Origin of the sequence: Shewanella psychrotolerans, assembly GCF_019457595.1 — a bacterium.
GTDB classification, from domain to species: Bacteria; Pseudomonadota; Gammaproteobacteria; order Enterobacterales; family Shewanellaceae; genus Shewanella; species Shewanella psychrotolerans.
This window is the reverse complement of sequence record NZ_CP080419.1, coordinates 1,969,574-1,994,201: the sequence shown is the minus strand read 5'-3', so window position 1 is coordinate 1,994,201 and position 24,628 is coordinate 1,969,574. Positions and strand designations below refer to the sequence as shown.

Annotated in this window: 19 protein-coding genes; 7 read left to right on the top strand and 12 right to left on the bottom strand. The window is 44.4% G+C overall.

Annotation, left to right across the window (positions count from 1 at the left end):
- Nucleotides 1-5 precede the first annotated feature (5 nt).
- From K0I62_RS08865 to K0I62_RS08835, 7 genes are all read right to left on the bottom strand, one after another.
- Complete coding sequence (locus K0I62_RS08865) at nucleotides 6-2,069, bottom strand: DUF1302 domain-containing protein (protein ID WP_220071082.1); 2,064 nt, start codon at nucleotides 2,067-2,069, stop codon at nucleotides 6-8.
- Nucleotides 2,070-2,389: 320 nt separating this feature from the next.
- On the bottom strand, nucleotides 2,390-2,608 hold the full coding sequence (locus tag K0I62_RS08860; protein ID WP_220071081.1) for a DUF2835 domain-containing protein: 219 nt from the start codon (nucleotides 2,606-2,608) through the stop codon (nucleotides 2,390-2,392).
- 57 nt (nucleotides 2,609-2,665) lie between these two features.
- Nucleotides 2,666-5,227: an aminopeptidase N gene (gene pepN, locus K0I62_RS08855; protein ID WP_220071080.1), complete on the bottom strand. Its 2,562-nt coding sequence runs from the start codon at nucleotides 5,225-5,227 to the stop codon at nucleotides 2,666-2,668.
- A 76-nt stretch (nucleotides 5,228-5,303) separates the two neighbouring features.
- Nucleotides 5,304-7,349 carry a carboxy terminal-processing peptidase gene (gene prc / locus K0I62_RS08850; RefSeq protein WP_220071079.1) on the bottom strand — a complete coding sequence of 682 codons (2,046 nt, stop codon included), beginning with the start codon at nucleotides 7,347-7,349 and terminating at the stop codon, nucleotides 5,304-5,306.
- Between the two features lie 30 nt (nucleotides 7,350-7,379).
- A complete protein-coding gene (proQ, locus tag K0I62_RS08845) occupies nucleotides 7,380-8,021 on the bottom strand; it encodes an RNA chaperone ProQ (RefSeq protein ID WP_220071333.1) in 642 nt (213 codons plus the stop codon).
- 281 nt (nucleotides 8,022-8,302) lie between these two features.
- A complete protein-coding gene (locus K0I62_RS08840; protein ID WP_220071078.1) occupies nucleotides 8,303-8,761 on the bottom strand; it encodes a GAF domain-containing protein in 459 nt (152 codons plus the stop codon).
- 19 nt (nucleotides 8,762-8,780) lie between these two features.
- Nucleotides 8,781-9,065 carry a YebG family protein gene (locus K0I62_RS08835; protein ID WP_220071077.1) on the bottom strand — a complete coding sequence of 95 codons (285 nt, stop codon included), beginning with the start codon at nucleotides 9,063-9,065 and terminating at the stop codon, nucleotides 8,781-8,783.
- A gap of 248 nt (nucleotides 9,066-9,313) precedes the next feature.
- Between K0I62_RS08835 and K0I62_RS08830 the strand changes: the two genes are divergently transcribed.
- From K0I62_RS08830 to K0I62_RS08815, 4 genes are all read left to right on the top strand, one after another.
- Entirely contained in the window at nucleotides 9,314-9,946 is a 633-nt protein-coding gene (locus K0I62_RS08830; protein WP_220071076.1) for a paraquat-inducible protein A, read from the top strand.
- Nucleotides 9,933-10,565, top strand: a complete 633-nt coding sequence (locus K0I62_RS08825) for a paraquat-inducible protein A (protein ID WP_220071075.1) — start codon at nucleotides 9,933-9,935, stop codon at nucleotides 10,563-10,565. The genes K0I62_RS08830 and K0I62_RS08825 overlap by 14 nt, the downstream gene beginning before the upstream one ends.
- Nucleotides 10,552-13,176, top strand: a complete 2,625-nt coding sequence (locus K0I62_RS08820) for an MlaD family protein (RefSeq protein WP_220071074.1) — start codon at nucleotides 10,552-10,554, stop codon at nucleotides 13,174-13,176. The genes K0I62_RS08825 and K0I62_RS08820 overlap by 14 nt, the downstream gene beginning before the upstream one ends.
- A 205-nt stretch (nucleotides 13,177-13,381) precedes the next feature.
- On the top strand, nucleotides 13,382-14,401 hold the full coding sequence (locus K0I62_RS08815) for a GGDEF domain-containing protein (protein WP_220071073.1): 1,020 nt from the start codon (nucleotides 13,382-13,384) through the stop codon (nucleotides 14,399-14,401).
- On the opposite strand, the gene K0I62_RS08810 is transcribed toward K0I62_RS08815, so the two are convergent.
- The 3 genes from K0I62_RS08810 to pdsO are packed head-to-tail and all read right to left on the bottom strand — an operon-like array spanning nucleotide 14,372 to nucleotide 18,099.
- Nucleotides 14,372-15,034: a class GN sortase gene (locus tag K0I62_RS08810; RefSeq protein ID WP_220071072.1), complete on the bottom strand. Its 663-nt coding sequence runs from the start codon at nucleotides 15,032-15,034 to the stop codon at nucleotides 14,372-14,374. The two genes, K0I62_RS08815 and K0I62_RS08810, sit on opposite strands and share 30 nt — an antisense overlap.
- Nucleotides 15,031-17,298 carry a marine proteobacterial sortase target protein gene (locus tag K0I62_RS08805; protein ID WP_220071071.1) on the bottom strand — a complete coding sequence of 756 codons (2,268 nt, stop codon included), beginning with the start codon at nucleotides 17,296-17,298 and terminating at the stop codon, nucleotides 15,031-15,033. Before K0I62_RS08805 ends, K0I62_RS08810 begins: the two co-directional genes overlap by 4 nt.
- Before the next feature lie 51 nt (nucleotides 17,299-17,349).
- On the bottom strand, nucleotides 17,350-18,099 hold the full coding sequence (gene pdsO, locus K0I62_RS08800; protein ID WP_220071070.1) for a sortase-associated OmpA-like protein PdsO: 750 nt from the start codon (nucleotides 18,097-18,099) through the stop codon (nucleotides 17,350-17,352).
- Nucleotides 18,100-18,332: 233 nt separating this feature from the next.
- On the opposite strand from pdsO, the gene pdsR reads away from it, so the two are divergent.
- The 3 genes from pdsR (at nucleotide 18,333) to K0I62_RS08785 (ending at nucleotide 22,469) form a co-directional block, all read left to right on the top strand.
- Nucleotides 18,333-19,025, top strand: a complete 693-nt coding sequence (gene pdsR, locus K0I62_RS08795) for a proteobacterial dedicated sortase system response regulator (protein ID WP_220071069.1) — start codon at nucleotides 18,333-18,335, stop codon at nucleotides 19,023-19,025.
- A 2-nt stretch (nucleotides 19,026-19,027) separates the two neighbouring features.
- Nucleotides 19,028-21,202 (top strand): proteobacterial dedicated sortase system histidine kinase, encoded by a 2,175-nt coding sequence (gene pdsS / locus K0I62_RS08790; RefSeq protein WP_220071068.1) that lies wholly within the window; start codon nucleotides 19,028-19,030, stop codon nucleotides 21,200-21,202.
- A gap of 91 nt (nucleotides 21,203-21,293) precedes the next feature.
- Entirely contained in the window at nucleotides 21,294-22,469 is a 1,176-nt protein-coding gene (locus K0I62_RS08785; protein ID WP_220071067.1) for a cystathionine beta-lyase, read from the top strand.
- Between the two features lie 175 nt (nucleotides 22,470-22,644).
- Here the strand turns inward: K0I62_RS08785 and K0I62_RS08780 are convergent, their stop codons facing one another.
- On the bottom strand, nucleotides 22,645-23,094 hold the full coding sequence (locus K0I62_RS08780; RefSeq protein WP_258405144.1) for a CreA family protein: 450 nt from the start codon (nucleotides 23,092-23,094) through the stop codon (nucleotides 22,645-22,647).
- Between the two features lie 103 nt (nucleotides 23,095-23,197).
- Nucleotides 23,198-24,568, bottom strand: a complete 1,371-nt coding sequence (yegD, locus tag K0I62_RS08775) for a molecular chaperone (protein ID WP_220071065.1) — start codon at nucleotides 24,566-24,568, stop codon at nucleotides 23,198-23,200.
- Nucleotides 24,569-24,628: the final 60 nt, after the last annotated feature.

Below are 24,628 nucleotides of genomic sequence, written 5' to 3'. Positions count from 1 at the left end.
GTGAATTAGATTGAATACTTGATGTTAAATGACACGTAATCGCGATCAGCCATCTGATTAGTCGTGCCTACACCACCAAAGAACGAGTTATAGGAAACATCAGCTCCCCAACGACTCTGATAATCGAAATTAACACCAATCGCTACAGACTTTTTCCCCTCAGTAAACAGGAACATAGGATCGGGGGTGATCCCCTCTACGTCATGGGAGAAAATAATGCGCGGAGACATGTTCACTCCGGCAAACAGGTTGTTATAGTCAGCCTTAGCCACTAAACGATAACCCCAAGCAAAATCCGTTGGGAATGGATTCGTTTCTGGGCCATTATGAACTGCCTCAATGATCCCTGGCATATCTGGGTTACCGCCAGAGCGCGCAGTGCCTGGACCATTTAACCTAAGTTCATCGAAGCCAGGCATATCATGGATCCACACACCACCAACTTCGGCAAGCATAATCAAGTTGCTCATGCCTAATGTGGGGCCAAATAGATGAGTAAAAGTCACCTGAGCCTGAGTCGTATCGAGTCGGATAAAGCCTTCTGCATATTCACCAGGCCCATAATTTGGCACCTGTGATATACCATCGAGATCACCTCTATAATGTGGAAGATTGGGGTCTATGTTTGCTAATTGCTGAGGCATAGCCGCAAACAACAATTCCACATCATCAATTTGTAATGGTTCATCAAGACGATGCGCTATTTCACCCGCTACAGAGGTATCACCGATCAAGGTATTGAAGCTGAAACCGTAAAGCTGAATATCTTCAGGATAAACGATCTGGGCTTTTGAGAAGGTCTCTAAGCCAAGTAGTGTATCGCGATCAACGGTAGCACCAGTAGCACCTATCATGCCTAGCTGAGCAAGGTCGCTCCCAATCGCTTCAGCGGTAAAGTTAGCGGTGGTACCGCTGATCAATGGACGGCGACTATGGTAATTCATGTAGTACAAACCAAACTCTGTTTCACCTAACTCCGGCGCATAATAACCGAGTTTAATACCGTATTGGCCTGAATTACTTGCACTTGCCTGATCTTGGATCAGCGTCGCTTTTGTAGGATATGCCAAGGCTAATTTGCCCAAGGTAGCCGCATCATATTGGCCAGAAGCCACCATAGCCGCCAAGTTTTGATATTCGGAAATAAGGAAATCTAAATTAATATCAGGGTTAGCATTAAAACCTAATTGTGCATTTTGACCATATCCGCCATAACCAGCAAAGTCATTAGAGGAGAAGTACGAACCGGGTGTGGGCACCCAAACTGGTTCCCAGTCATATTGATAGAAAGCTTCAACCGATAATCCGTCAGTCACGCCCAATGAAGCCCAAATCATTCCTTGTGGTCTAAACGCTTCTTTTAACTCAGCACCAGGTGCGTTAAGAATATTCAAGTCAACAGGGTTAATAACACCAATACCATGGGGGATCAGCGTGCTCTCCCCCCAAGAAACGACTTGGTTACCGACACGAACAGTGAGCGGGTTTGCACCATCGTTGAAATCGAAGTCACCATAAATAAAGGCATCGAGTAATCTGACATCTTTACATTGAACTTTTGACGCTTCTGAGTCGGTGCACGGATCATACTCTTTACCAGTAATAGGATCGCTATATCCATAGCTGCCGTTATTGGCTTTTTGATCATAAAAATACATTCCACGAGCAAATAAACCGTAATTCTTATATTTCAAGGACAATTCATGCAGTCCTTTAAATACCATAGAGGTGACATCACCTTGAGAATACAACATATTACTCAAGTCACCGTTGCTCGAATAAGAACCAGGCTGAGCCCAAATCTCAGCAGAGGTATATTTAGTATTGTTAAACGCAGAATAATTAGACCAGTCAAAACGAGGGTGATTAACTTTACCTATGTTGTCATCCCAGTTACGCTCCTCAACACGCCAACTTGCGCCAGCACTCCATGTCGAATCGAACGAACCTTGTACTTCTCCCCAATCAAACGACACAGCCGTAGCGGTAGTTGCCGTCCCAATACTCAACGCTGCGACGATCCCCAAAGCAAGCGTTGACTTATTAAAGCCTTTTTTTAGGTTTTTCATTTTAGCTCTTCTCCGTAACCTGCTGGATTCTTTGTTATAGGAATGATGGCCAACATCTTGTTAGCGTACAGGTAACACCATTGTTACAGCATTTACTGTAGATGAGCAAGATGAAAAAAGAGAAAATTACCTTGAGATTTGTACACTTAAGTCATACTAATACGTCATTTTCAAACGCGCGATTTAAACTATCTGTAACAAATGATTAACCAAGGGTGAAGTTTAAAAAAAAACCAATAATAAACAGGTGATTATATTTATGAAGACTGAAGAGCAGAACGAATAGGAATGCAACTAACCGTTTGGAGTATTGACTCTAATTATAATGTACGAGTAAGAGAATAAAAATTGCCATTACTGTCCAACTCCAATCTAAAATGACCAGATAGTCCAGATGGTGTTAAAAAAGGTCTAAAGTGGCGGGCATGGATCCAGAGAGTCTTGCCCCCAGTCTCTTTCACTTCGACTTTATCCACATACCCTTGGTAATAATTGAGAAAATCCCGATAATCGACAGAAATAGAAAAGAAATAAACCATAATATCATCAACATATTAGAATTAATGGCGAGGTAATCTTACCTCGCCATGTGGCATTTATGCTAAAGCCTTAGTGACTTTTTCATAAAGATCTTTCGATAAATCCGGTAAATTGAGAATAGACTCAAGGGAAGCCTTCATCAATTCTTGTCTCGATTTATCAAACTTTTTAAACAAAATTAATGGTGTAATGATCCGCGCAGCAACTTGAGGATTAAGAGTGTTAAGCTTAATAATTACATCGGTTAGCAACTTATACCCGGCGCCATCATTGCGATGAAAAACTTCAATATTTGCCGCTGAAAATGCGCCAAATAACGAACGAACACGATTAGGATTAGAGAAGCTAAATGCTGGATGATCGCATAACGCCATAATAGCGGCAATACGATCCTCTCCCGGGCATGTCGCTTGCAATGTTAGCCATTTGTCCATCACCAGAGGCGTATCCAGCCAGCGTTGTTGAAAATCGTCCAGCAAAGCTTGCCTTAACTCACCATCTTCACCATTAAGCGCGGACAAAGCACCCAAACTATCGGTCATATTGGTTGCACTATCATACTGAGCTTTAGCATAGCCTTGGTATTGGTCGGATAATGTTAACAACAGCTTCAGTGATACATTTTTCAGTGATCTAGCACCTGCATCATCTAATTGCGCCAGCTCTCTATAGCGCGCAACCAGCTCATCTTCACAGCCACTAGCGATCTCTTCAACCACAAAAGCCCTAGCAGTGATCAATGCATCTAGGTCGACGTCATTTTCTTGCTCAATCAAGGTTGCCACGTTCGGGAAATTAAGGATCTCCGCCAATAATGACCGATCGAGCGATTCGTCTAACAACAAACCTTTTATTGCGTCAGTTATACGACTATCTATATGCATAGCAGTATTAGTATGCAGATAACCAACGTTTTGCCACACTGCTTGACTGAACATGGTCACCGAGGCTTCCCATTTCGCAACTTCACTAGTCGCAAAACGAATAAGGTGAAGTAGCTGCTCAATCCTGTACTCGAAAATGAGTTTCACTGGCGCGGAGAAGTTTTGTAATAACGATGGTATCGGCTTGGCCTCAATACCATCAAAGACAAAGGTTTGCTTATCTTTAGTTACATCCAGTACGCGACTGAGTAAAGGTTGACCGTCAGCGCTGAGTAACTCAATATCAAATGGAATATGCAGCGGCAATTTTTCAGCCTGCTCAGCGGTTGGTGATGTATGCTGGGAAATGTGCAGACGATACTGATTAAGCGCGTGATTATAGTCTTCTTCAACCGTCACTTGCGGCGTACCAGACTGACTATACCAGCGCCTAAACAGTGTCAGGTCGACGCCACTGGCATCCTCCATCGCAGCCACAAAATCATCACAAGTGACCGCTTGGCCATCATGACGCTCAAAATAGCATTTCATACCAGCTTGGAAACCCGCCTCTCCCAATAAGGTATGCATCATGCGGATCACTTCAGCGCCTTTGTTATATACGGTGACAGTATAGAAATTATTCATTTCGATAACAGACTCAGGACGGATCGCATGAGCCATAGGGCCACTGTCTTCAGCAAACTGTTGGTTCTTAATTACTTTGATTGCATGAATGCGGTTTACGGCCCGCGACCCAACATCTGAACTGAACTCCTGATCGCGAAATACCGTTAAGCCCTCTTTCAAGCTCAATTGAAACCAATCACGGCAAGTAACACGATTACCCGTCCAGTTATGAAAATACTCGTGACCAACAACGGATTCAATACCATGATAATCATCGTCAGTTGCAGAGGCAGTATCAGCCAAAACGTATTTAGTATTAAAAACATTTAAGCCTTTATTTTCCATAGCGCCCATGTTGAAAAAATCAACTGCAACAATCATATAGATATCAAGATCGTATTCTAGGTTGAAACGCTGTTCATCCCAAAGCATCGACTTTTTCAGTGATGCCATGGCATGGCCTGCTTTATGTAAATTGCCTTTATCGACAAAAACTTGCAAAGCAACTTCTCGGCCACTTTTGGTGGTAAAGCTATCACTTAGTAAGTCAAAATCTCCCGCAACTAATGCAAACAAATACGCAGGCTTTGGAAATGGATCTTGCCAAGAGACAAAATGACGGCCACTTTCAAGCTCTCCTGCATCAATTTTGTTGCCATTACTGAGCAGATAAGGAAATGCCGCTTTATCAGCTTCAACACGCACATCATAAGTGGCAAGTACATCGGGCCTATCGAGGAAATAGGTAATGCGTCTAAACCCCTCTGCTTCGCATTGAGTACAATAGGCGCCATCCGACATATACAAACCTTCAAGCGCCTGATTAACTTCAGGGTCGAGCAAAGTAACAATACAAAGTTCAAACTCTTCACCAAGATCGTTAAGGATTAACTGCCCCGCTTTAATATCATATTGATAAGCCTCACCATCAACGGTGAGCGACTCGAGATTAAGATCGTCGCCATCTAACACTAAGGTTGATGCACTTTCATTAAGCCGACGAACTTTACTGGTTGCTGTCACTTTAGTGCCTGAACCCGCAAGGGAAAAATCAAGGGCAACATGAGTAATTGTGTAGTCAGGACTTCTGTAGTCCTTTAAGAATTTCGCTTGAACTTGTGTCATCACAGTTCCTCTTAATCGGTGTAAATTTGATAAAAAAAACGCGCCAATAGCGCGTTTTTTTGATGACTGATATCGGCTAATTAACCTGATTTTTTGCCATTTTGTCCATATCGACCATATCAAGGGTGATATAGACTGTTTCATCTAAGAATGCATCTGGCGCTTTAACGTCCACGTCTGCATCATCGAGCGTAGCCAATGGTGCTAAACCATCGACTGCGCGACGCTCATTTAGACGTGCTAACTGCTTATGGTCATTGCTCTCGCGTTCTTCAATACGCTCTTTCTCAACTAAAGAGACACTTTTTTCTTTATGGCTCTTCTTAAATTCAGCGATATCTTGGTAGATATAACCAAACTCAACGTCTTTTTTAATCCGCTGTTGATGGCGCTTATCCAAATTAGTAATTAAGTTTGGATTGATATCACCCAGAGTGCCATATTGTGCAACAGGTACTTTGTCCCACGGCAATGCGTTATCTTCTTCGGCTTCACCATATTCACCAGGTTCAAGCGCACTTGGGAATGGAATATCTGGGGTGACCCCTTTAAGCTGAGTGCTACCACCGTTAATACGGTAAAACTTTGCAATGGTATATTGCACATGTCCGATAGGCTTATCGTACATATCGTAGATTCGACCTAAACTCTTGTGCTGCTGAACTGTTCCTTTACCGAAAGTCGATTCACCGACGATAAGGGCACGATCATAATCCTGCAGGGCTGCAGCAAAGATCTCAGAAGCAGACGCACTATAACGGTCAACCATTACCGTTAATGGACCAGCATAAGATACTCGACCATCATTATCTCTGTTTTGAGAGACCTTTCCATTAGCATCACGAATTTGAACGACTGGGCCTTGTTCGATAAATAAGCCCGTAAGTAATGTTGCTTCAGTTAATGCACCACCGCCATTACCGCGAAGATCGATCACGACACCCTCAACTTTTGCTTCATTGAGTTTAGCTAACTCTTTTGAAACATCTTGAGAAAGGTTCATGTAAAAACCAGGCACTTTGATCACGCCGACTTTACGTCCAGCATAATCCCCAGTTTTAGGCTCAATCACTTCTGATGTGGCTGCACGGTCTTCAAGACGAATCTTATCGCGAACAATGGTCACATTAGTGGGTTTAGCTGCCGAACCGCCTTTCTTAGGTAGGATCTGCAATACAACCTTACTGCCTTTAGGTCCTTTGATTAACTCAACAACATCGTCAAGTCGCCAGCCAATCACATCGACGATCTCTTCGCCTTCTTGGCCAACACCAACAATACGATCTTCTGGTGCAAGCTTTTCACTACCCGCAGCGGGTCCACCGGCAACCAAACTCTTAATCACAGTATAGTCATCGTCCATCTGCAACACTGCACCAATACCTTCAAGACTCAGGTTCATTTCCATTTGGAAACGTTCAGCGTTGCGAGGAGATAGATAACTGGTATGGGGTTCGACGGTACGCGCAAAAGCATTCATCACACCTTGGAACACATCTTCGCTCTTAGTTTGGCTCAGACGTTTTATGGCGTTATTGTAGCGCTTTTCAAGCACCTCAACAATTTCGTCCCAATTTTTTCCCGTAAGCTTAAGATTCAGCGCATCATATTTAACCCGTTGACGCCAAAGTTCATTGAGTTCAGCTTCATCTTTTGGCCAAGCGGCATCATCACGATCATATTGATAACTATCGCCAGCAACAGTGAAATCAATTTCTTTATCAAGCAAAGATAGCGCGTAGGCAAAACGGTCATAACGGCGTTGTTGAACAAGCTCAAACATCTTATAAGCCGCAGTCAAATCGCCACTTTTAAGCATGTCATCAAATTGAGTTGAATAAACTTTAAAACCGTCGATATCGCGCTGGAGCATTACGTTACGACGGTAATCGAGTTGCTTTAAATATCGGTTAAACACCTGCTGGGAAAATGCATCATCAAGCTCAAAACGATGATAATGAGCGCGAGTGAACAAACCTGTCACTCGCTTGCTCGCCACTTTATGTTGTGGCTCTTGAGTTAGTGAGGGCAACTCGCTCGATGGAATTGTAGGCGTCAATGCCCAAGCCGAGAATCCTACAAAAATGCTGGCAATTGAAACAGCCAGAGTTAGTTTTCGCATCAACAAGTTACTCCTTTCACAATGAGACAGCTATAACAGGATGTGTTCAATCTTAACTTTAATGGTCAATCCTGAATCTAACTGTACTTGCACATCTTCTTTTTTGATGTCCAATACCACACCCGCAACGGGTGATTTACCTAGTTTGACATTGACGCGCTGATTTTGTTTCAGCTCCGTCAACACTGCGGGTACTAAATTTTCAACGACAGTCTCTGGCTTAGCGGTTTTTACCGCAGCAGACTTACGTTTCGGAGCAGGTTTCTTAAATGGTTTTTTCTCTGCCTTAGGCGCAGAGTTTTCACCTTTACTGGCCGCCGCTTTTGCAACACGTTTAGCCTTGGCCTTTTCTTGACTATCTTTTAGTGTAGCTTGTGCATGGTCGATATGCTCTTGCTCAAGTTCACCACACTCATTACCGTCAAGGTCTACACGCTGTGCGCCAGCTTTTACACCTTTAAGATAACGCCAGCTGCTCGTATAACGACGTAAGGCAATTCTCAATTGAGTTTTACTGACTTTAGAATCATCAGCTAACCTGTCAGCCAAGTCTTGAAACAATCCAATTTTAAGAGGTTTAGTTTCACCTTCAGCAATAAAGCACAAAGGAAATGTTTCATATAAATACGCAAGAATAGCGTTGGTGTCGGTCAACTTTTCTGTTGATTCCATCATTACTTCCACAGTTTAAAAGGGACTATCACCAAACCAAAACAGTGTTGGTAGGCGTGTCGTTCATATTTGTTAGACTTAAATTAAGAGGCTATTTCTTTATAGGATACTAACCATCTCTTCAGCACAATCCAACATACCTTATCAATTACATTTAACAAACGCCAAGCATTCATTTCAACTAATGAAATGTAACTGGGCATTTTTATGTTCGTCGAGCGGCCTATTATAAGCGTGCCTGAGACGATTGCGACCATCAATTGTGCAAAATTGGTTGTAGTTTAAGCAAATAAAGCATTTTCCAAGCTTTTAAGGACCAACTCTAGGCCAATTTGATCGGCTTCGTCGAATCTTGATAACGAAGGGCTATCAATATCCAATACAGCTATAACCTCTCCATTACATCGCATCGGGATGACAATTTCGGAGTTACTCGCCGAATCACAGGCGATATGCCCTTCAAATTGATGAACATCTGCTACTCGCTGTGTAGAATTAGTTTGCGCTGCAGTGCCACAAACCCCCTTTCCCATCGGAATTCGAGTACAGGCAACTTTCCCTTGAAAAGGACCTAGAATTAACTGTTCGCCTTCGACAAGATAAAAACCAACCCAATTGAGATCATCGAGATGATCATTAATCAAGGCAGAAAAGTTAGCCATGGCGGCAATAAGATTATCTTCTCCAGCAAATAGCGCTTCGGTTTGTCTCACTAAGGTGTCGTAACACACAGATGTCATAAAATTTTCCTAACTATTTTTACGTTTTAGATTCTGGCTTTTTAGCCGCTTTCTTGGTTGGTGCTGACTTTGGTGCTACCCCACCTTTTAGCAAGCCCATAAGTTGATCCTTATTTTCAGCCAAATAGAAACAAAGTTTCTCTGTCGCGCTGTCATCAAGCCCTAAAGCTGATTGCTCGATAAAAGGAAGAAGATTGTCCGCGATATCGAGCATCTTATCGTAGGCGTCAGCCTCCTTCTTAGATGTGAATGTCATCTTCTCAACCCCTTCTCTGACAACGACAAATTTAGTTATTACTGCCATGCCTACCCTCACACTGTTTTTATATACAGTTGTAGAATCTCACAATTATAAGTTCTTATGCAAGTGTTCAAATTTATCTGATAGAATCTTATGCTATATAAATAGTTAGACTCTGTATGCCCAAGGCGATAAAATTTATGTCCAACAGCATCATAGTAATACGTTAACATCAGCAGATTACTGGTCTATATCAATAAAGTGTCTTTCTCATAACGACCCTCAATGATAGGAATATATCAAAACGCATTATGGATAGAGACGTGTTAGATAAGAGTATCGTCCTTTGTCGTTCCTGCGATTTGGTCGTCAGAAAGCGCGCGCTCCCATCGGGAGTTCGTGCCTTATGTCCTCGTTGCAACAGCTACCTCTATGACACACCATATTGTTCAATTAACGGTATGCTTGCTTTATGCCTAGCGGCGCTAGCACTCTATTTTCCAGCAAATTTTTTCCCCGTGCTCGAACTTCACTTTCTTGGCAGTATCAGAACAACGACCATCTTTGGTGGGGCAATGTCTGTGGCAGATCAAGGATATTGGGTGGTGGCTATTGCAGTATTAACGGCAGCGGTAATAGCACCAGGTCTGCTGATCCTATCGGTATTGTTCCAAGTTCTTATTGTAAAATATCAGTTACATAATCCTTTTTTTCGTAAGATTTATAAGGGGTTTTTATGTCAACACAAGCTGATAAGTCAGCTGAGCATGTTAGAAATTTATATGATCAGTATCTTCGTTTCTGTATTTCAACTCTCTGATTATACGGATCTTTACTTCGGCATTGGTACCTTTTGCTTTACGATGTTATTTATCGTAGTCATTTTTTTGCAGAGAGAATATGACATAGAACATATGTGGAGCGTTCTTGATGAGTACCAGTAACACCTCAGTTCAAGGGCAGCGACTCGGGCTTACCTGCTGCCCGACTTGCACCAATTTATGTCAAACACAGCAAACGATCTGCTCTCGATGTGGACAAGCCGTCACCAGCCGAGATCACAGCAGCATACAAAAAAGTTGGGCACTACTGATCACAGCTGCAATCTTGTTGTTCCCCGCTAACCTCTATCCCATTACTGTTATGACTAGTCAAGGGCAGGTGAGAAAAGACACCATATTCAGTGGTATTAACCATCTAATTCAATTAGATCTTTTACCGATTGCTATTATCTTGTTTACTGCCAGTATATTAGTGCCAATGCTAAAAATAGTTGGCCTCGGCATCTATTTACTCGCGATTAGTTTTGAATTACCAATATCGAAAAGAAAACTAATGGCTGGTTTTCATATCATAGAATGGATTGGACGCTGGTCGATGTTAGACCTTTTTGTCATATCCATCACCGCTGCGCTCGTCAATATGGGACAGATATTCGACGCTAAGCCTGCGCCTGCAGCAACAGCGTTTGCATTAGTTATATTGCTGACTCAACTGGCGGCGAAAGTATTAGATACGCGTTTACTCTGGGACCGATTGGAATCGAACGATGACAGAAATTGAAGCACCTAAAGTGGTAAAGAAAAAGCTTTTCTCTCCTATATGGTTACTGCCTATAGTCGCACTCGTATTAGGCGCTTGGCTTGGTATTAAAAGTATTCGAGAATCGGGCGTTGAAGTTCGAATCCATTTCCCTAGTGCAACAGGCATTGACGTCGGCAAAACCTTAGTACGTTATCAAGGCTTAACCGTTGGTAAAGTTGTCGACATTAGTATTGATGATGCACTAAAAGGCGTTTACGTTGACCTTATTATGGATTATCGCTCAACGCCTTTCTTGCGTGATGAAACCAAATTCTGGTTAGTAATGCCTAAAGCTTCTATTACAGGTGTAGAGGGGCTAGATGCGCTGTTTTCTGGTAACTACATTGCAATCCAACCTGGGGATGGTGAATACCGAAGTGATTTTATTGCCGAAGATCAGGCTCCCCCGGTCGCACCAGGCAGCGATGGGCTGATGATTGAGCTTACCAGTGACAGCCTTGGCTCACTGGATGTCGGCTCACAAATTTTTTACCGACAAATTCCTGTTGGAAAAATCGTCAGCTACCGACTCGTTAATGATGACAGCATATTGTTTAATGCCTATATCCAGAAACAGTATGCTCACTTGGTTAAACAAAACTCTACCTTTTGGAATGTATCAGGGCTAACACTCGATGCTTCACTATCAGGCCTAAAAGTAAAAACAGAAAGTCTCGCAGCTATTCTAGCGGGAGGGGTTACCTTCTCTTCCGACCCCAATGCCCAAAAAGCCACAACTAATCATAAGTTCACTATTTATGAAGATGCCGATGCCGCACTCGGAGGTGCATCCTTTAGTTTGCTCGCTGACAATGCAGATGCAATACAGACTGGTGCGAGTATTGTCTTTAGAGGCATAGAGATAGGCCGAATTAACCAAACTCATCTGCTGGATAAAGGCGTTCGATTCGATGCCACAATCGATACAAAGTATGCCGATTTACTCAGTGGCACAGCTCAATTTTGGGCCGAAGGCGCAGACATATCACTCGCTGGAATAAAACATGCCTCACGCCTAGTCACTGGCAGCGTGATTAATTTTACTCCTGGCGTGGGTGAACCTAAATCGGAATATACACTACTTAATACAGCACCAGAGAACCGAGTCAAGCCGCTGCTGTTAACGCTGTCCACTGAGGATAACCCGGGCATAAAACCTGGCGCTGAGGTGCGATTCAAGCAGCTACCGATAGGCACAGTGACAGGCGTCAGATTCAAACCTGACTTTAGTGGTATCGAATATCAAATAGCGATTTGGTCCGAATACAGTCCGCTAATCACCAGTGGTAGCTATTTTATTCCTGAGTCTGCGCTCGCCATAGAAGCATCTCTCGATGGTGTATCTGTAAGCACTAGAGATTTAGACACTTTAACTAAAGGTGCAATTAGTTTAATAAAAAGCAAAAGCACCCAGCAGCTCCCAAGCGGCACATCACTGTCATTATTTGCCTCAATGCAACAAGCACAAGAAACTATTGAACAGCGTGAAATGTTAACGATCACGCTATCGAGTCCCGATGGAGCCAATTTGGCACCAAAATCGCCCATCTATTACAAAAAAATGCAAATAGGAAAAGTGCTTAGCCTTGATTGGAATGTCAGTAACGAAAATTTTGCTATCGTTTTAGGAATAGATAAAGCCTTTCGCAACTTAATCAAGGAAAACACGGTGTTTTGGCGAAATGATGCGATGACTATCGATGCGAGTTTAAGTGGCGTTAAAGTTGATGTTGCGCCCTTAGAAGGTGCACTAAAAGGCAGTGTCTCCCTAGGTTTGTTAAAAGAGGGAGAAACTGGCGATCAACAGCACCTTTACGGCTCACAATCATTGGCACTCGCTAGAGCTCAGCCCATTGAGTTAACTTTCCCAGCCAGTAGTAAAGTTGCCGCCCATGCCCCTATCCGATATATGGGTCACCAAATCGGTGAAGTAGAGCAAGTAAAACTCAATGCCGACCTAAGCGCTTTAAACATCGATGCCTATCTCTATGGGGAATATGCCAACGTTTTCACCCGCAAAGATTCGCAGTATTACCTTGTTGATGCGCAAATATCCCTTTCAGGGATCACTGCTGCAGAAACACTACTTACAGGGCCTTATGTTGCGGCGATCCCAGGGAGCAGTGCGCAAACTATCACTCAATTTGCTGGCACCATAGAGGCACCGATACACCTTGATGATGATGCGTTATCAATCACCTTAGTCGACTCAAATCTCGGCTCAATTAAAGTGGGGACGCCGATTATTTTCCGCGGCATTAAGATCGGTGACGTTAGAGATTATCGTCTTACAGGCGATGGTGTAGAGGTGCTGATAATGGCTCAAATTGATGCCAAATATAAACATCTCGTCAATCAAAGCAGTCAGTTCTGGGATCTTTCCGGGATTAAAGTCGATGTTGGCTTGTTTTCTGGCGCTCAAATTGAAGCAGGTTCTCTGGAAAATATTCTAGCGGGTGGAATAGGCGTTGTAACTGAACAGATTAGTTCAACTAACAATCAAATCAACGCAGATAAGCGCTTTATCTTACATCAGAAAATCGACCAGCAATGGTTAGAGTGGGCTCCTGCTCAACAAAGTAACAACTAATATGGAGAAGCCTATCTCCTCGCGCTATGCTTTGAAGTAACCTGTACACGATAACCTAGACGCCAATCACATTAAGTAAACACGCTTATTATTAATGTGATTGGTATAAAAATCTTTATGGTTGATACACTGGCCAAGATCAGCACTTGGTATACGATTTCAATTGATAGATGGCAAACCAAGTTCATCTAGGAAACAGCTAATTATGTCGAAAGAGTTAATGCGAACCGCGGCAACAAACCTAAAAAAAGCCGTACCTTTGATGTTGAAACATCAAATTCCAACAACGCCGACAAATTATGCTTTATGGTATGCCTATGTAGGTGAACAAGACCCTGCGCTCGTCGAAAAAATGGATACCATAGTTTCACAATACAATACCTGCCCCCCCATTAACGCTGAATTACTTTACCGCGAACATATCTCAGATCCCGTTGAGATTGATGTACTGGATATGCGCCAAAACCTCGAAGCGATGACGGTAGAGCTTGCACAATCTCTAAAAGATACTAACCATGATGCCACCCAATTCCAGCAACGGGTCGACAACAACTTTAATAAGCTTAATCAAATTGAAGAGGAAGGAGTAAGTTTAGAGAAGGTTCTCGGGCTTATCCGCAGCCTAGTAAAAGAGTCTGAAGAGATCCGTTCAAGCACCGAGTATTTTACTGGTCGATTAGAAAAAGCACAGAAAGAGATCGACGCGCTACGCGCCGAACTTAAGCGCTCAGAAAAAGATGTCTACTACGATGCATTAACAGGAGTGCTCAACCGCCGAGCATTTGATCAAGAGCTTGATGGATTGTTAGCTCAAGCGCCAGAAGGTACCTGCCTTATCATGGCAGATATTGATTATTTCAAACAATTTAACGATAACTACGGACATCAACTCGGTGATAGTGTCTTAAAAGCTGTTGCGAAACGCCTTGGTGACTCATGCCGTGATGGTATTAAAATCTATCGTTATGGTGGTGAGGAATTTGCCATTATTGTACCCAATAGCCATCAGCGCAAAGCACGGCACCTTGCCGAAGCGATGCGCCGTTCACTCGAAAAGGTTAGCTTGAAAGACCGCCGAAAAGATCAGCTTATCGACAACATTAGCGCCTCTTTTGGCGTATGTGAATGGCAAAAAAATGAATCGGCTAGCCAATTGATTGAACGTACCGATAAATTTCTCTACGAGGCTAAACGCCTAGGGCGAAATCGCGTCATGCCTATCTAGCGAAGCATTGGCAGCGACATCCGCCAACGCCTCGGTTTTAATTGGCTTAGCCACCACAACAAAGCGCCAGCGGCTTTGGGCAGCTAAACTCTCAAACGGATAGCAAGTGACTAATGTCAGCTGCAATTCGTCATGTAAGCCCATCAGAGAGGTATCATCTTCAGCAAGGATCGCTATCGTATCGACTCGATATAGTCTCTCCCGAGACGAACTATCTTGAAGCGAGATCAACTGGCCAGGCTTTATCCCTTTTAGACGAGCAAAATGAGTATCACGATGGCCAGCTATCACAGTATTACCCCAGGCGTTCATCTGACTATTTGACATGATAGCTGCTGGACCAAATGCCAAATTTCGGCCTGATGCGCCTGCAAGAATATAAAGCGCATCGCCCATTACGCTATGTTGTGAGTTCATAAACTGCATCTTGGCGATAGGATAAGTATCAGCCCAGCTCCAGGGTTTATTTAAGCCGCCATGGCTTAAGGTGTCATTCCACGCCTGCTCAATTAGAAACTGAGCAAAATGAGCTTTTGCCTGCATATATCCTCCCTTAAACAATAATGCACAAGCGACAACGGTGATAACTAATACCATTCGTTGACCTGAAACCTTGCTTGTTAGCCCTTTCATGCCCGAGCACCCAAACGACGCCTAAACAACACACCAGAAAAACTCAATGAATATGCGCCAACTAAAAACAATAACATCCCTCCAATCGCCATATATAGTCGGCTTTCACTCGCTGTTTGTGGCCAAGTCCCAGGAACGGCTAATGGTAATATCGTACTGGAATATGCATCGACACTCGCCTCGCCATAGGGACGAGATGGCGTTTTATCGACCGCAACTAAACTGGTATACGGACTCACAAGATGATAATCCAAGGCCACCTGAGTCACTTGTCGCTTTATCCTGTCACTATTGCTGCCATTTTTACTGAGCAGCAACGCCGCGATCTGTTTGCGTGCCCAGAGCAGATCAAATCCTTTGCCCTTGGCATCGCGCTGCAGCGTTAGGCGTCTTTGCCAAAACTGTCCGCCCAAGGTACCTGAAACGATGAGCTCATCGTTATGGGATTGATGAAATGAAGATTTCAGCTTTACCGCGACCATCACAGGCTCTTGAGCATAGAGATCGCCAATATTCACAGGCCAATAATCGGGTATAGTCCCATCCCCTAGCCTCAACTCCACATTACTCACAATGGGATGCTCAATTTTATCCATTAACTCAGCTATCTTTTGATCAACTTCATTAAGCTTACCTATGTAGGTATAGGTTCCTCGCCCCGCCTGTGCTGCTCGCTCCATAAAGTAACCATTAGGCGCAGCACCGATACCAACGGTGAATAAACGACTGTCACCTAAATGATCCGCTATCAAACTAAAAAGTTGCTCCTCATTGCCGATCGCGCCGTCGGTAATAAACACCACTTGTTTTAACCGACTAACACTGTCTAATGATTTCGAGGACGGTGCGCTCAATGCTCGCATGAAAGCTGGTGCCATCTCGGTGCCACCGTCGGCAACGAGTTCTCTAACAAACAGATTGGCACGCTCTAGATTCGCAGCCGTTGCCATCAACGGCCTAGGCGACAAAGTCTTAATTTTCGACTCAAACGCTATAATGTTAAACGTGTCATCAGCGCCTAAGCCCGCAAGCGCATGCAATAGTGCCCTTTTTGCTTGTACGATTGAGTCACCACTCATAGAGCCTGACGTATCGATAACCAAAGTCAGTTCACGAGCCATACCATGGCGCGATTTGTCTTGCGGAGGCATCAGCATCACTAAGCCATAGTCTTGGTTAACACTAAAGTCTTGGTTAGCACTAAAGTCATTATTGATGTTGGAGAATGAATCATCACTCGGTTTTATGTTCACAGTTTTAGTGCCAAGACTTGCAGGCTGATGAGTCCTCCCCTGCTGAGTAAAGGCTACTGCGGTAGGAAGCTCAGATAATAGAGGTTGCCAGCGCAATACAAAGTCTCGCTCTGCCTTTATCACTTGGGTTAACTCAAGCTCAATCACATTGTCACCAGTCACAGTTTGCTGCATCAAATGATAAGGCGTTTTAATATGGCTAAGCTCCATCCCTCCATTTAATTCAATATGTAAACTGACGTTATTGGACTCACTAGCATTAGTTCCCTTTGCTGTTAACATTGGTTCAACAAAAGACGGGGCAACAAACTGCGCTTGCGGCTCAGTGGGTAACTGATTTTTGGGGGAGTAGCGAGGCGTAATCGCCATAGGGAATCGTAAACTAAACTCCCCTTGTTGATAGTTGACTAGCTGTTGATAGGCGATCTCGACCACAAGGGTCTTACCTGGTGCCAAATTAGCAACTTGAGTAGAGAACAGATTAGGCTTATGTTGCTCAACCAAACTGGCCTTTTGACCACTGGCTTTGGCCACCTCAAACCGTTTTTTAGCCTCTAGCTTAGTTTTTATCTCCCCTTCCAATATCCGCTCACCAACGCGTAATGTCATCGAATCAACAGCCGCATCATGGGGCAATGGAAACTGATACGTGCCATTTAGCCAATGTTCACTATTATTATGAAAATACTGCTTCACCGTTACTCGGTTAAGCCAACCCGAGACCTGCATCTCAACTTGGGTATTAACTGGTAATGCTGTAAAACGCGCCTGCGCCTCCCCTTCGCTATCTACATCGCTACCTGCATCGCTTTTTGCATAGGTATAAACTAACTGAGCGCTGCCCAGTGGAGTCTCATCTTCTGTCAACGCCAATACATTTAACGGTAATAACAGAGTCAATGCCACGAGCAGACTTTTAGTGACAGTCTGCCTAATTGGATTTAAGAGGGAGTGAAAAAATGCCCCCCTCGGGGGGCAAAGGTTGGTTAAACGACAAAACACGGTTTTCATGTGCAAACTCCTTACTGCAACAACGCCAAGATTAATTTCTATGTGAAACCTCTAGTTGGCGGCGATGGCGGTATCGGCTGGCAATAACTTAATGGTCACCCGGCGGTCAAAGAAGTCATTTTCAAAGCTCTGCTCATCTTTCACTGGCGCCGTCGCACCAAATGCTTTGGCATCTAAACGAGACTCATTGACGCCTTGCTTAACCAAATAACGTCTAACTTCGGCGACGCGTTGCTCCGACAAGGCTTGGTTATAACTAGACTCCCCGCGTCTATCGGCATAACCGGTTAAATCGAGCTTAAGCTCAGGTGACATCGCCATCACATCAGCCACCTCGTTAAGCTGCTCCTTAAAGTGTGACTCCACCTCAGAAGAGCCCGTTTTAAACTGCACATTAAGCCCAAGTGCGAGCTCTTCTAATCGTGCACCTTGACGCTGCTTAAGGCCTTCAAGTTCTCGTTGCGCACTCACATACTGCTCATTGAGACTTTCAAAATGTTGTTTTTCCTGATTCAGCATGGCGATTTCACTCTCTTGCTGCGCTAACTGCGCCTGCTGAAACTTTATCTCACTATCATCTGCAACCGATTGACCAATCATTCCACCAGTAAAGGCACCGATAATGGCGCCAACTGGGCCACCGACAACAGCGCCCAGAACAATACCGGAACCCACACCAATTAACGCCTCTTTATCCGAAGGCTCAGAGGCGACCTCTTGGCCTTGAACCGATGCTGCATAGCTCATAGAACTGGTCAGTAAGGTGGTAGAGATAAGTGCTGCTAGGATCTGCTTTTTCATAATGGTCTTCCTTAAAGTATCTGGTGTTAACGAACTGCTTGAGTAATTGAACCGCGAGGTGCGTTTCGATGAGTTCATTAAACCTCAGCTAAGTGGCACACACAGGGAGTAAAAATGGCATTGCAGCTACCAATTGTGGCAACAAAATGGCAATTGCCTAGAACCACTTTTTTCAATGAGAAATTGCTGTATAGTCACAAACAATTAGTCAGTTAAGACCCTATGAGTGGACAATGAAACGTATCGCTATCGTGGAAGATGAAGCGGCTATTCGCGAAAATTACAAAGAAGTGCTTCAGCAGCAGGGCTACAGTGTTCAGGCCTATGCTAACCGCCCAACCGCGTTGCAAGCTTTTACAACGCGCTTGCCTGATCTTGCGATTATTGACATTGGCTTAGAAAACGAGATAGATGGAGGCTTCGCCCTTTGTCAATCGCTTCGAGCGATGTCGAGCAGTCTGCCTATCATTTTTTTAACCGCTAGAGACAGCGACTTTGATACGGTGTGTGGCCTGCGCTTAGGCGCAGATGACTATTTAAGCAAAGATGTCAGCTTTCCTCACCTCATTGCTCGCTTAGCGGCACTGTTTAGACGTTCAGAACTCCAAAATAGTGCAAGCGCAATGGAAAACCTAATTGAACACGGTGACCTCACCATCGACGTCAATCGGATCCAAGTCTACTGGAAACAGCAACCCATTGAGCTAACCGTGACCGAATTTTGGATGGTTCATGCACTTGCCAAACATCCTGGCCATGTTCGTAGTCGTCAAGCCTTAATGCAAGATGCAAAAATTTATGTAGATGACAGTACCATTACTTCTCATGTAAAACGGATCCGTAAGAAATTTATTGCCCAAGACAATAGCTTTGGCTGCATCGATACCGTATACGGCATGGGTTATCGCTGGGATAATCAAGGTTAATCATGTTCCATCTTCCCATTGGCCTGCGCACAAAAGTAGCCATCTTATCGCTATTTTTGCTTTGTTTACCTTGGCTTAGTTATCAATATGTCTGGGAAATGGAAAAATACCTCAGACATGGTCAAGAAAAAACCCTTGAAGGCACCACCCAAGCATTGGCAACGGCGCTACATGAGCGGCCAAAACTATTCGATAAACAAGCCAGTTTTCTGTCGCAAGTTGAGCAGGGGCGCGACCTTTACGCATACCCATTAGCCGGACCTATCCAGCTTGATGGTAAACTTGGCGATTGGGCAAGCTATCGTCATCGCGCGCTCCACTATGGTGAGCATCACCAACTCTTTAGCGCTGATGAGACTAAGTCATTAACCGTTGGCTTTACGCACATGGTCGGCAAGTACGCTGGGTATCTTTATGGCTTTTTTGAGGTCACCGATCCCAATGTAGTTTATCGCGGCAGCAATAGCCTAAGTATCGACAATAACGATCATCTTGCTATCGCCACATTGGCACCAGATGGCAAGTTTCGCCGCTATATTGTCGCGACAATTAAAGATGGCTGGATCAGTGCATTTGAACTGCCAGAAGATCCCAAACTTAAAATACCGGTGACGCCCGAGATAAAAATTCAAGGTAAATGGTTAAAAACCGACAAAGGCTACAATATTGAACTTCGAATTCCACTGGAAATGGTCGGCAGTAAACTCGGTTTTGCTATCGTGGATGTCAACGATAGCAAGTCTCGTCAAATAGAAGCCGTTGTGGGCACCTCAAGTACCGATAATGTCGAAAACTTAGGCACAGTCTTGGTCCCATCTCCTGAAATTGAGAGTATTATCAAAGGAATGAGCCATAACAGCTCACGTATTTGGGTGGTTGATAAACATGGACGTGTACTGGCAAAATCTGGTGACATTCACAGTAGCACTAACGTCTGGGCACAAACGACGATAGAGCAGCAAGATGACAGTTATTGGGGACGCTTTAAACGAGACTATCTGCATCCTTTTTATTACCGAATTCTCACTACGCCGCCCAAGGATTTTGTCGATTCCTTAAAAGACTCTACGGTGCTCGAAGGTAGCCATATTCGCCGCGCGCTTTCCGGTCACCTCGGCTCCACTTGGCGGCTTACTCCTGACGGTAAAGCCGTAGTACTCGCCGCCGCAAGTCCTATCTGGATCGATGATACCGTAATGGGAGTCGTTGTCGCCGAAGAAACCACCCACGGGATCAGAACCTTGCGCAACAAAGCGCTAGAAAAACTATTTAACGTGATCCTCACGGTAATGAGCATGGGCACTCTGGCGTTATTTTTCTTTGCATCTAGCATCTCTAGCCGTATTCGAAAACTCAGAGATGAAGCAGAACAAGCGATTGATAGCCAAGGCCGCATTAAAAAAGCCATTGTCGGATCAAAAGTACGCGATGAAATTGGTGATCTCTCCCGCAGTTTTGCCAGCATTGTTAGTCGCCTCGGGCAATACACCCATTATCTGGAAAACATGTCATCGAGATTATCCCATGAGCTGCGCACTCCAGTTGCTGTCGTACGCTCCTCCCTTGAGCACTTAGCGCTCCAAGAGCTATTGCCTTCACACCAAAAGTATGTGGATCGCGCACAAGAAGGTGTCAGTCGGCTAAATATGATCCTGAACAACATGAGTGAAGCAACTCGTCTTGAAGAAGCGTTAACTCATGCTGAAGTTGATCAATTTCCACTGTCGAAAGTGGTTTCAGGTTGCATGCAAGGTTATCAGATGACCTACCCTAAGCAGGGTTTTGAGGTCGATATCAGCCAAGAGCCCTTATTCATGCAAGGTGTACCCGAATATATCGCTCAGCTAATGGATAAATTAATTGCCAACGCCATTGAATTTAGCCAAGCTGGTAGCGCAATCGAAGTTAGGCTGAGTGCCAAAGGCAAAACGGCGATCTTATCTATCTATAATCAAGGTCCTGCACTACCTGACAACATGAGCGAGCAGATCTTCGAGTCTATGGTGTCGGTTAGACATCAACAAACCCAAGATAAACCTCACCTTGGGCTGGGATTGTATATTGCAAGGCTGATCACAGAGTTCCATCACGGTAGCATCAATGCCAAAGATAGAATAGTCGATGGCAAACACCTCGGAGTAGAATTCACCATAAAACTCCCTATTAGCCCGACATAAAATATAGAGATAAGCATTAAATAACTCACTTTCATTTAGCCATTTAGATGTTAAGATGGCTAAAATGGCAATTTAGATGTGGAATGAGGCGATGAAAAAAGAGACTCAAATAGTCAGTGTTGGCAGAGATAAAAAATGGAGTAAAGGGGTTATTAATCCCCCAGTATTTAGAGCATCCACTGTGGTTTTTGACACTATGGAAGAGATGCGTTTTGCGACCAAAAATCGTGCTAACGGTGAGATGTTTTACGGTCGCCGTGGTACACCAACCCATTTTGCATTCCAAGCTGCCATAGCTGAACTCGAAGGTGGCGTAGGCACAGCTCTGTATCCTTCGGGATCTGCGGCGATTTCTGGCGCACTACTCTCTTTTCTAAACGCTGGCGATCACCTATTGATGGTCGATAGCGCCTACGAACCGACTCGCGATCTATGCGATAAAATGCTTAAAGGGTTTGGCATAGAAACCACTTACTATGACCCTATGATTGGCGATGGTATCGGGGCGCTTATTCGCCCTAATACAAAGGTGCTATTTCTTGAATCCCCGGGGTCTATCACCATGGAAGTGCAAGATGTTCCCACGCTCAGTCGCATCGCCCACCAACACAATATTGTGGTCATGTTAGATAACACTTGGGCATCACCGATCAACTCACGCCCGTTCGACATGGGTGTCGATATCTCAATACAGGCTGCAACCAAGTATATTGTTGGTCACTCCGATGTCATGATGGGCACCGCCACAGCCAATAGCCAGAATTGGGATCAACTTAGAGAAAACAGTTATTTAATGGGCCAGTGTACCTCTGCAGATGATGTCTACCTCGCCAGTCGAGGACTGCGTACCTTAGGCGTTCGCATGGCACAACATGAGCAAAATGCCTTAAAAGTCGCTAATTGGCTACTCACAAGACCTGAAGTCGATCATATCCGCCACCCCGCCTTTGAAACCTGTCCGGGACACGAATTTTTTAAACGGGATTTTAGTGCCTCCAATGGTTTATTCTCATTTGTATTAAAGCAAGGCAACCTCAAATCGGTCACCGCGTTTGTCGAGAATATGGACCACTTTAAGATGGGCTTTTCTTGGGGGGGCTATGAAAGCCTTATCCTAGGGGTATTTGGCATCGATAAACTGCGCACAGCAACCGATTGGGACAGTAGTAAGCCGTTAATTCGCTTACATGTCGGACTCGAAAACCCAGATGATTTGATTGCCGATTTAGCCCGCGGATTTGAACGTTTTAATCAAGTTCAGGGGTAGATCCCCCCAGTTATACCGATTAGACGCTTAGGCTTGGGGGCCCCCCAAGAGATAATCGCCCCCGAGCCTTAACAGCGTTATTAAAATGTCGAGCGAGAAGCTTACTCTTGGGAGTGACGTAAGCTATACAAGATCGAGAGTGATATGGAATAAGTAAGCCAGTAAGCCGCGCGATTTAACGCACAGGTTTATCAGCTGTGCTTGCGCCGTCCTGCCAAGCTTGTGTGCCGTATAAAGGCACGGTTGAAATAGCGTGTTTATGGCTACCATTGGTTTCTTTAGTTGAATAGGATAGGTAAATTAAGGTTTGATTTTCAGCATCATAGATACGGCGCACCTTAAGTACTTTAAACAAAATGCTCAGTGATGCCTTAAACACTACCTCGCCACTGTGACTTTTATCAATATGAGCAAGATCTGCTGCTGTTATTGGCCCAGTTTGACGACAGGCGATCCCCATATCAGAGGGATCGGCAAAATCAAGATTCGCTTCTATCCGGCTAATATGACAGGTCACGCCGGGCACTTTAGGGTCGCTACGCGCATCAATAATCACATCTTTGGTGGTAAACATCCCAAGGCTCACCTTACCAACATCATCACCGCAACCATTTATGCTAAACATTAAAGTCGTCAGCAGTATCGCTTTGCTGAGTTTGCCGTTACTTTTCATCTTTAATAATCCTATTTTAGATCCAATGTACCGGATAAATATGTATTGATAACGCCTAGCCAAATACTTTTTGTGACCAGCGAGTTAAGCCAGCAGTCACACTGCCGAAGTGATCGCCAACCACTATCTCGATATCGGGATAGCTCGCCGCAATACGACTGTAAATCGCTGGGCTCTTAGCCGTACCACCGGTAACATAGATAATATCAGGCTTAACTTGCGCAGCGCTTAACGCCTGCGCCATTAAACTCTGAATTTGACGAACAGGCTGACTTATCGCTTCAACAAGCATTAACTCATCAACATTAGCATCGAGCTTATCACTAATGTAATCTAACGAGATTTGGATTTGAGCACTATCTGATAAGGCTATTTTTGCACTTTCAGCACTTCTTACAATACGGTAACCAAGCTGATCTTGCTGCACTTTTAACAGGCGTTGTAATAGATCGGCTCGCTCAGCATCTTTAATCAAATCCTTAATCATATTGCGACTGCTAAGGGTGGCAAACTCTCGCTGGGCACTAATATCGTTAACCGCGACCGCGTTCCAAAATGGCTTGCTAGGAACAGGTAAACCATTGACCATTTTCGTCTCCAAGCCCATATAAGACATAAAGGCTTTCATGGCCAACGCGATATCAAGATCGTTACCACCAATACGCTGACCGCTGTGACCTAAGAAATCATCACTGCGATCGGCTTTATCTATATGGGATGGCCCCATTTTAACGACAGAACAATCAGTCGTACCACCACCGACGTCGACCACTAACACAGTGTGATCGGCGGTTAGGCTCGCCTCAAAGTCCATCCCAGCGGCTAATGGCTCAAATAGAAACGCGACATCTGCAAATCCCGCCCGTAACGCGGCCAAGGTTAAAATACGTTCCGCTTGCTGGTTGCTCTCTTCCCCGCCAATGCCTTGAAAGTTTACCGGACGACCAATGACGGCATGAGTGATACCATTTGAAGACGAGTTGACTAATGTATCTGCCACTTTTTTGATATGCAGCATCATCATGGTGACAATATCTTCGAACAAGGCAACTTGATCGGCGCGTAATCCTGTCGCACCTAAAAATGATTTAGGTGAGCGGACATAAAATCCCTCTTCAGGCATGTCGAGATAATGCTTAACAGCCGCTTCACCGACGAAAACGGCTTGCTCATCACTATCAAGATCTAATGCTTGTCGAGCATGTCGTGCACGGCTGAGTTGTGCAGCACGAAGTTTTGCATACTCGGCTTGCTGATCGCTGGGCAGAGCCTTAAGCACGGCTTCGCAGATTAAATCGCGATCAAGTGCATAAAGCGTTGAAACCAAGTAATTAGAATCAGTGGCTAACGGTAGTAACTTGACTTCACCTTGCTCCATCACTCCAATGGCGCAGTTGGCACTGCCGTAATCGAATCCAACGAACATACTAAGGGCTCCAACCAATAAAAAGCCGTGCAAAATAGCACACTCCCGTTAAAAGACAAC

Bases quoted from the DNA above. Each gene is read 5' to 3' on its own strand.
- K0I62_RS08865 (WP_220071082.1), bottom strand. From the start codon at position 2,069: ATGAAAAACCTAAAAAAAGGCTTTAATAAGTCAACGCTTGCTTTGGGG.
- K0I62_RS08860 (WP_220071081.1), bottom strand. From the start codon at position 2,608: ATGGTTTATTTCTTTTCTATTTCTGTCGATTATCGGGATTTTCTCAAT.
- pepN (WP_220071080.1), bottom strand. From the start codon at position 5,227: ATGACACAAGTTCAAGCGAAATTCTTAAAGGACTACAGAAGTCCTGAC.
- prc (WP_220071079.1), bottom strand. From the start codon at position 7,349: ATGCGAAAACTAACTCTGGCTGTTTCAATTGCCAGCATTTTTGTAGGA.
- proQ (WP_220071333.1), bottom strand. From the start codon at position 8,021: ATGGAATCAACAGAAAAGTTGACCGACACCAACGCTATTCTTGCGTAT.
- K0I62_RS08840 (WP_220071078.1), bottom strand. From the start codon at position 8,761: ATGACATCTGTGTGTTACGACACCTTAGTGAGACAAACCGAAGCGCTA.
- K0I62_RS08835 (WP_220071077.1), bottom strand. From the start codon at position 9,065: ATGGCAGTAATAACTAAATTTGTCGTTGTCAGAGAAGGGGTTGAGAAG.
- K0I62_RS08830 (WP_220071076.1), top strand. From the start codon at position 9,314: ATGGATAGAGACGTGTTAGATAAGAGTATCGTCCTTTGTCGTTCCTGC.
- K0I62_RS08825 (WP_220071075.1), top strand. From the start codon at position 9,933: ATGAGTACCAGTAACACCTCAGTTCAAGGGCAGCGACTCGGGCTTACC.
- K0I62_RS08820 (WP_220071074.1), top strand. From the start codon at position 10,552: ATGACAGAAATTGAAGCACCTAAAGTGGTAAAGAAAAAGCTTTTCTCT.
- K0I62_RS08815 (WP_220071073.1), top strand. From the start codon at position 13,382: ATGTCGAAAGAGTTAATGCGAACCGCGGCAACAAACCTAAAAAAAGCC.
- K0I62_RS08810 (WP_220071072.1), bottom strand. From the start codon at position 15,034: ATGAAAGGGCTAACAAGCAAGGTTTCAGGTCAACGAATGGTATTAGTT.
- K0I62_RS08805 (WP_220071071.1), bottom strand. From the start codon at position 17,298: ATGAAAACCGTGTTTTGTCGTTTAACCAACCTTTGCCCCCCGAGGGGG.
- pdsO (WP_220071070.1), bottom strand. From the start codon at position 18,099: ATGAAAAAGCAGATCCTAGCAGCACTTATCTCTACCACCTTACTGACC.
- pdsR (WP_220071069.1), top strand. From the start codon at position 18,333: ATGAAACGTATCGCTATCGTGGAAGATGAAGCGGCTATTCGCGAAAAT.
- pdsS (WP_220071068.1), top strand. From the start codon at position 19,028: ATGTTCCATCTTCCCATTGGCCTGCGCACAAAAGTAGCCATCTTATCG.
- K0I62_RS08785 (WP_220071067.1), top strand. From the start codon at position 21,294: ATGAAAAAAGAGACTCAAATAGTCAGTGTTGGCAGAGATAAAAAATGG.
- K0I62_RS08780 (WP_258405144.1), bottom strand. From the start codon at position 23,094: ATGTTTAGCATAAATGGTTGCGGTGATGATGTTGGTAAGGTGAGCCTT.
- yegD (WP_220071065.1), bottom strand. From the start codon at position 24,568: ATGTTCGTTGGATTCGATTACGGCAGTGCCAACTGCGCCATTGGAGTG.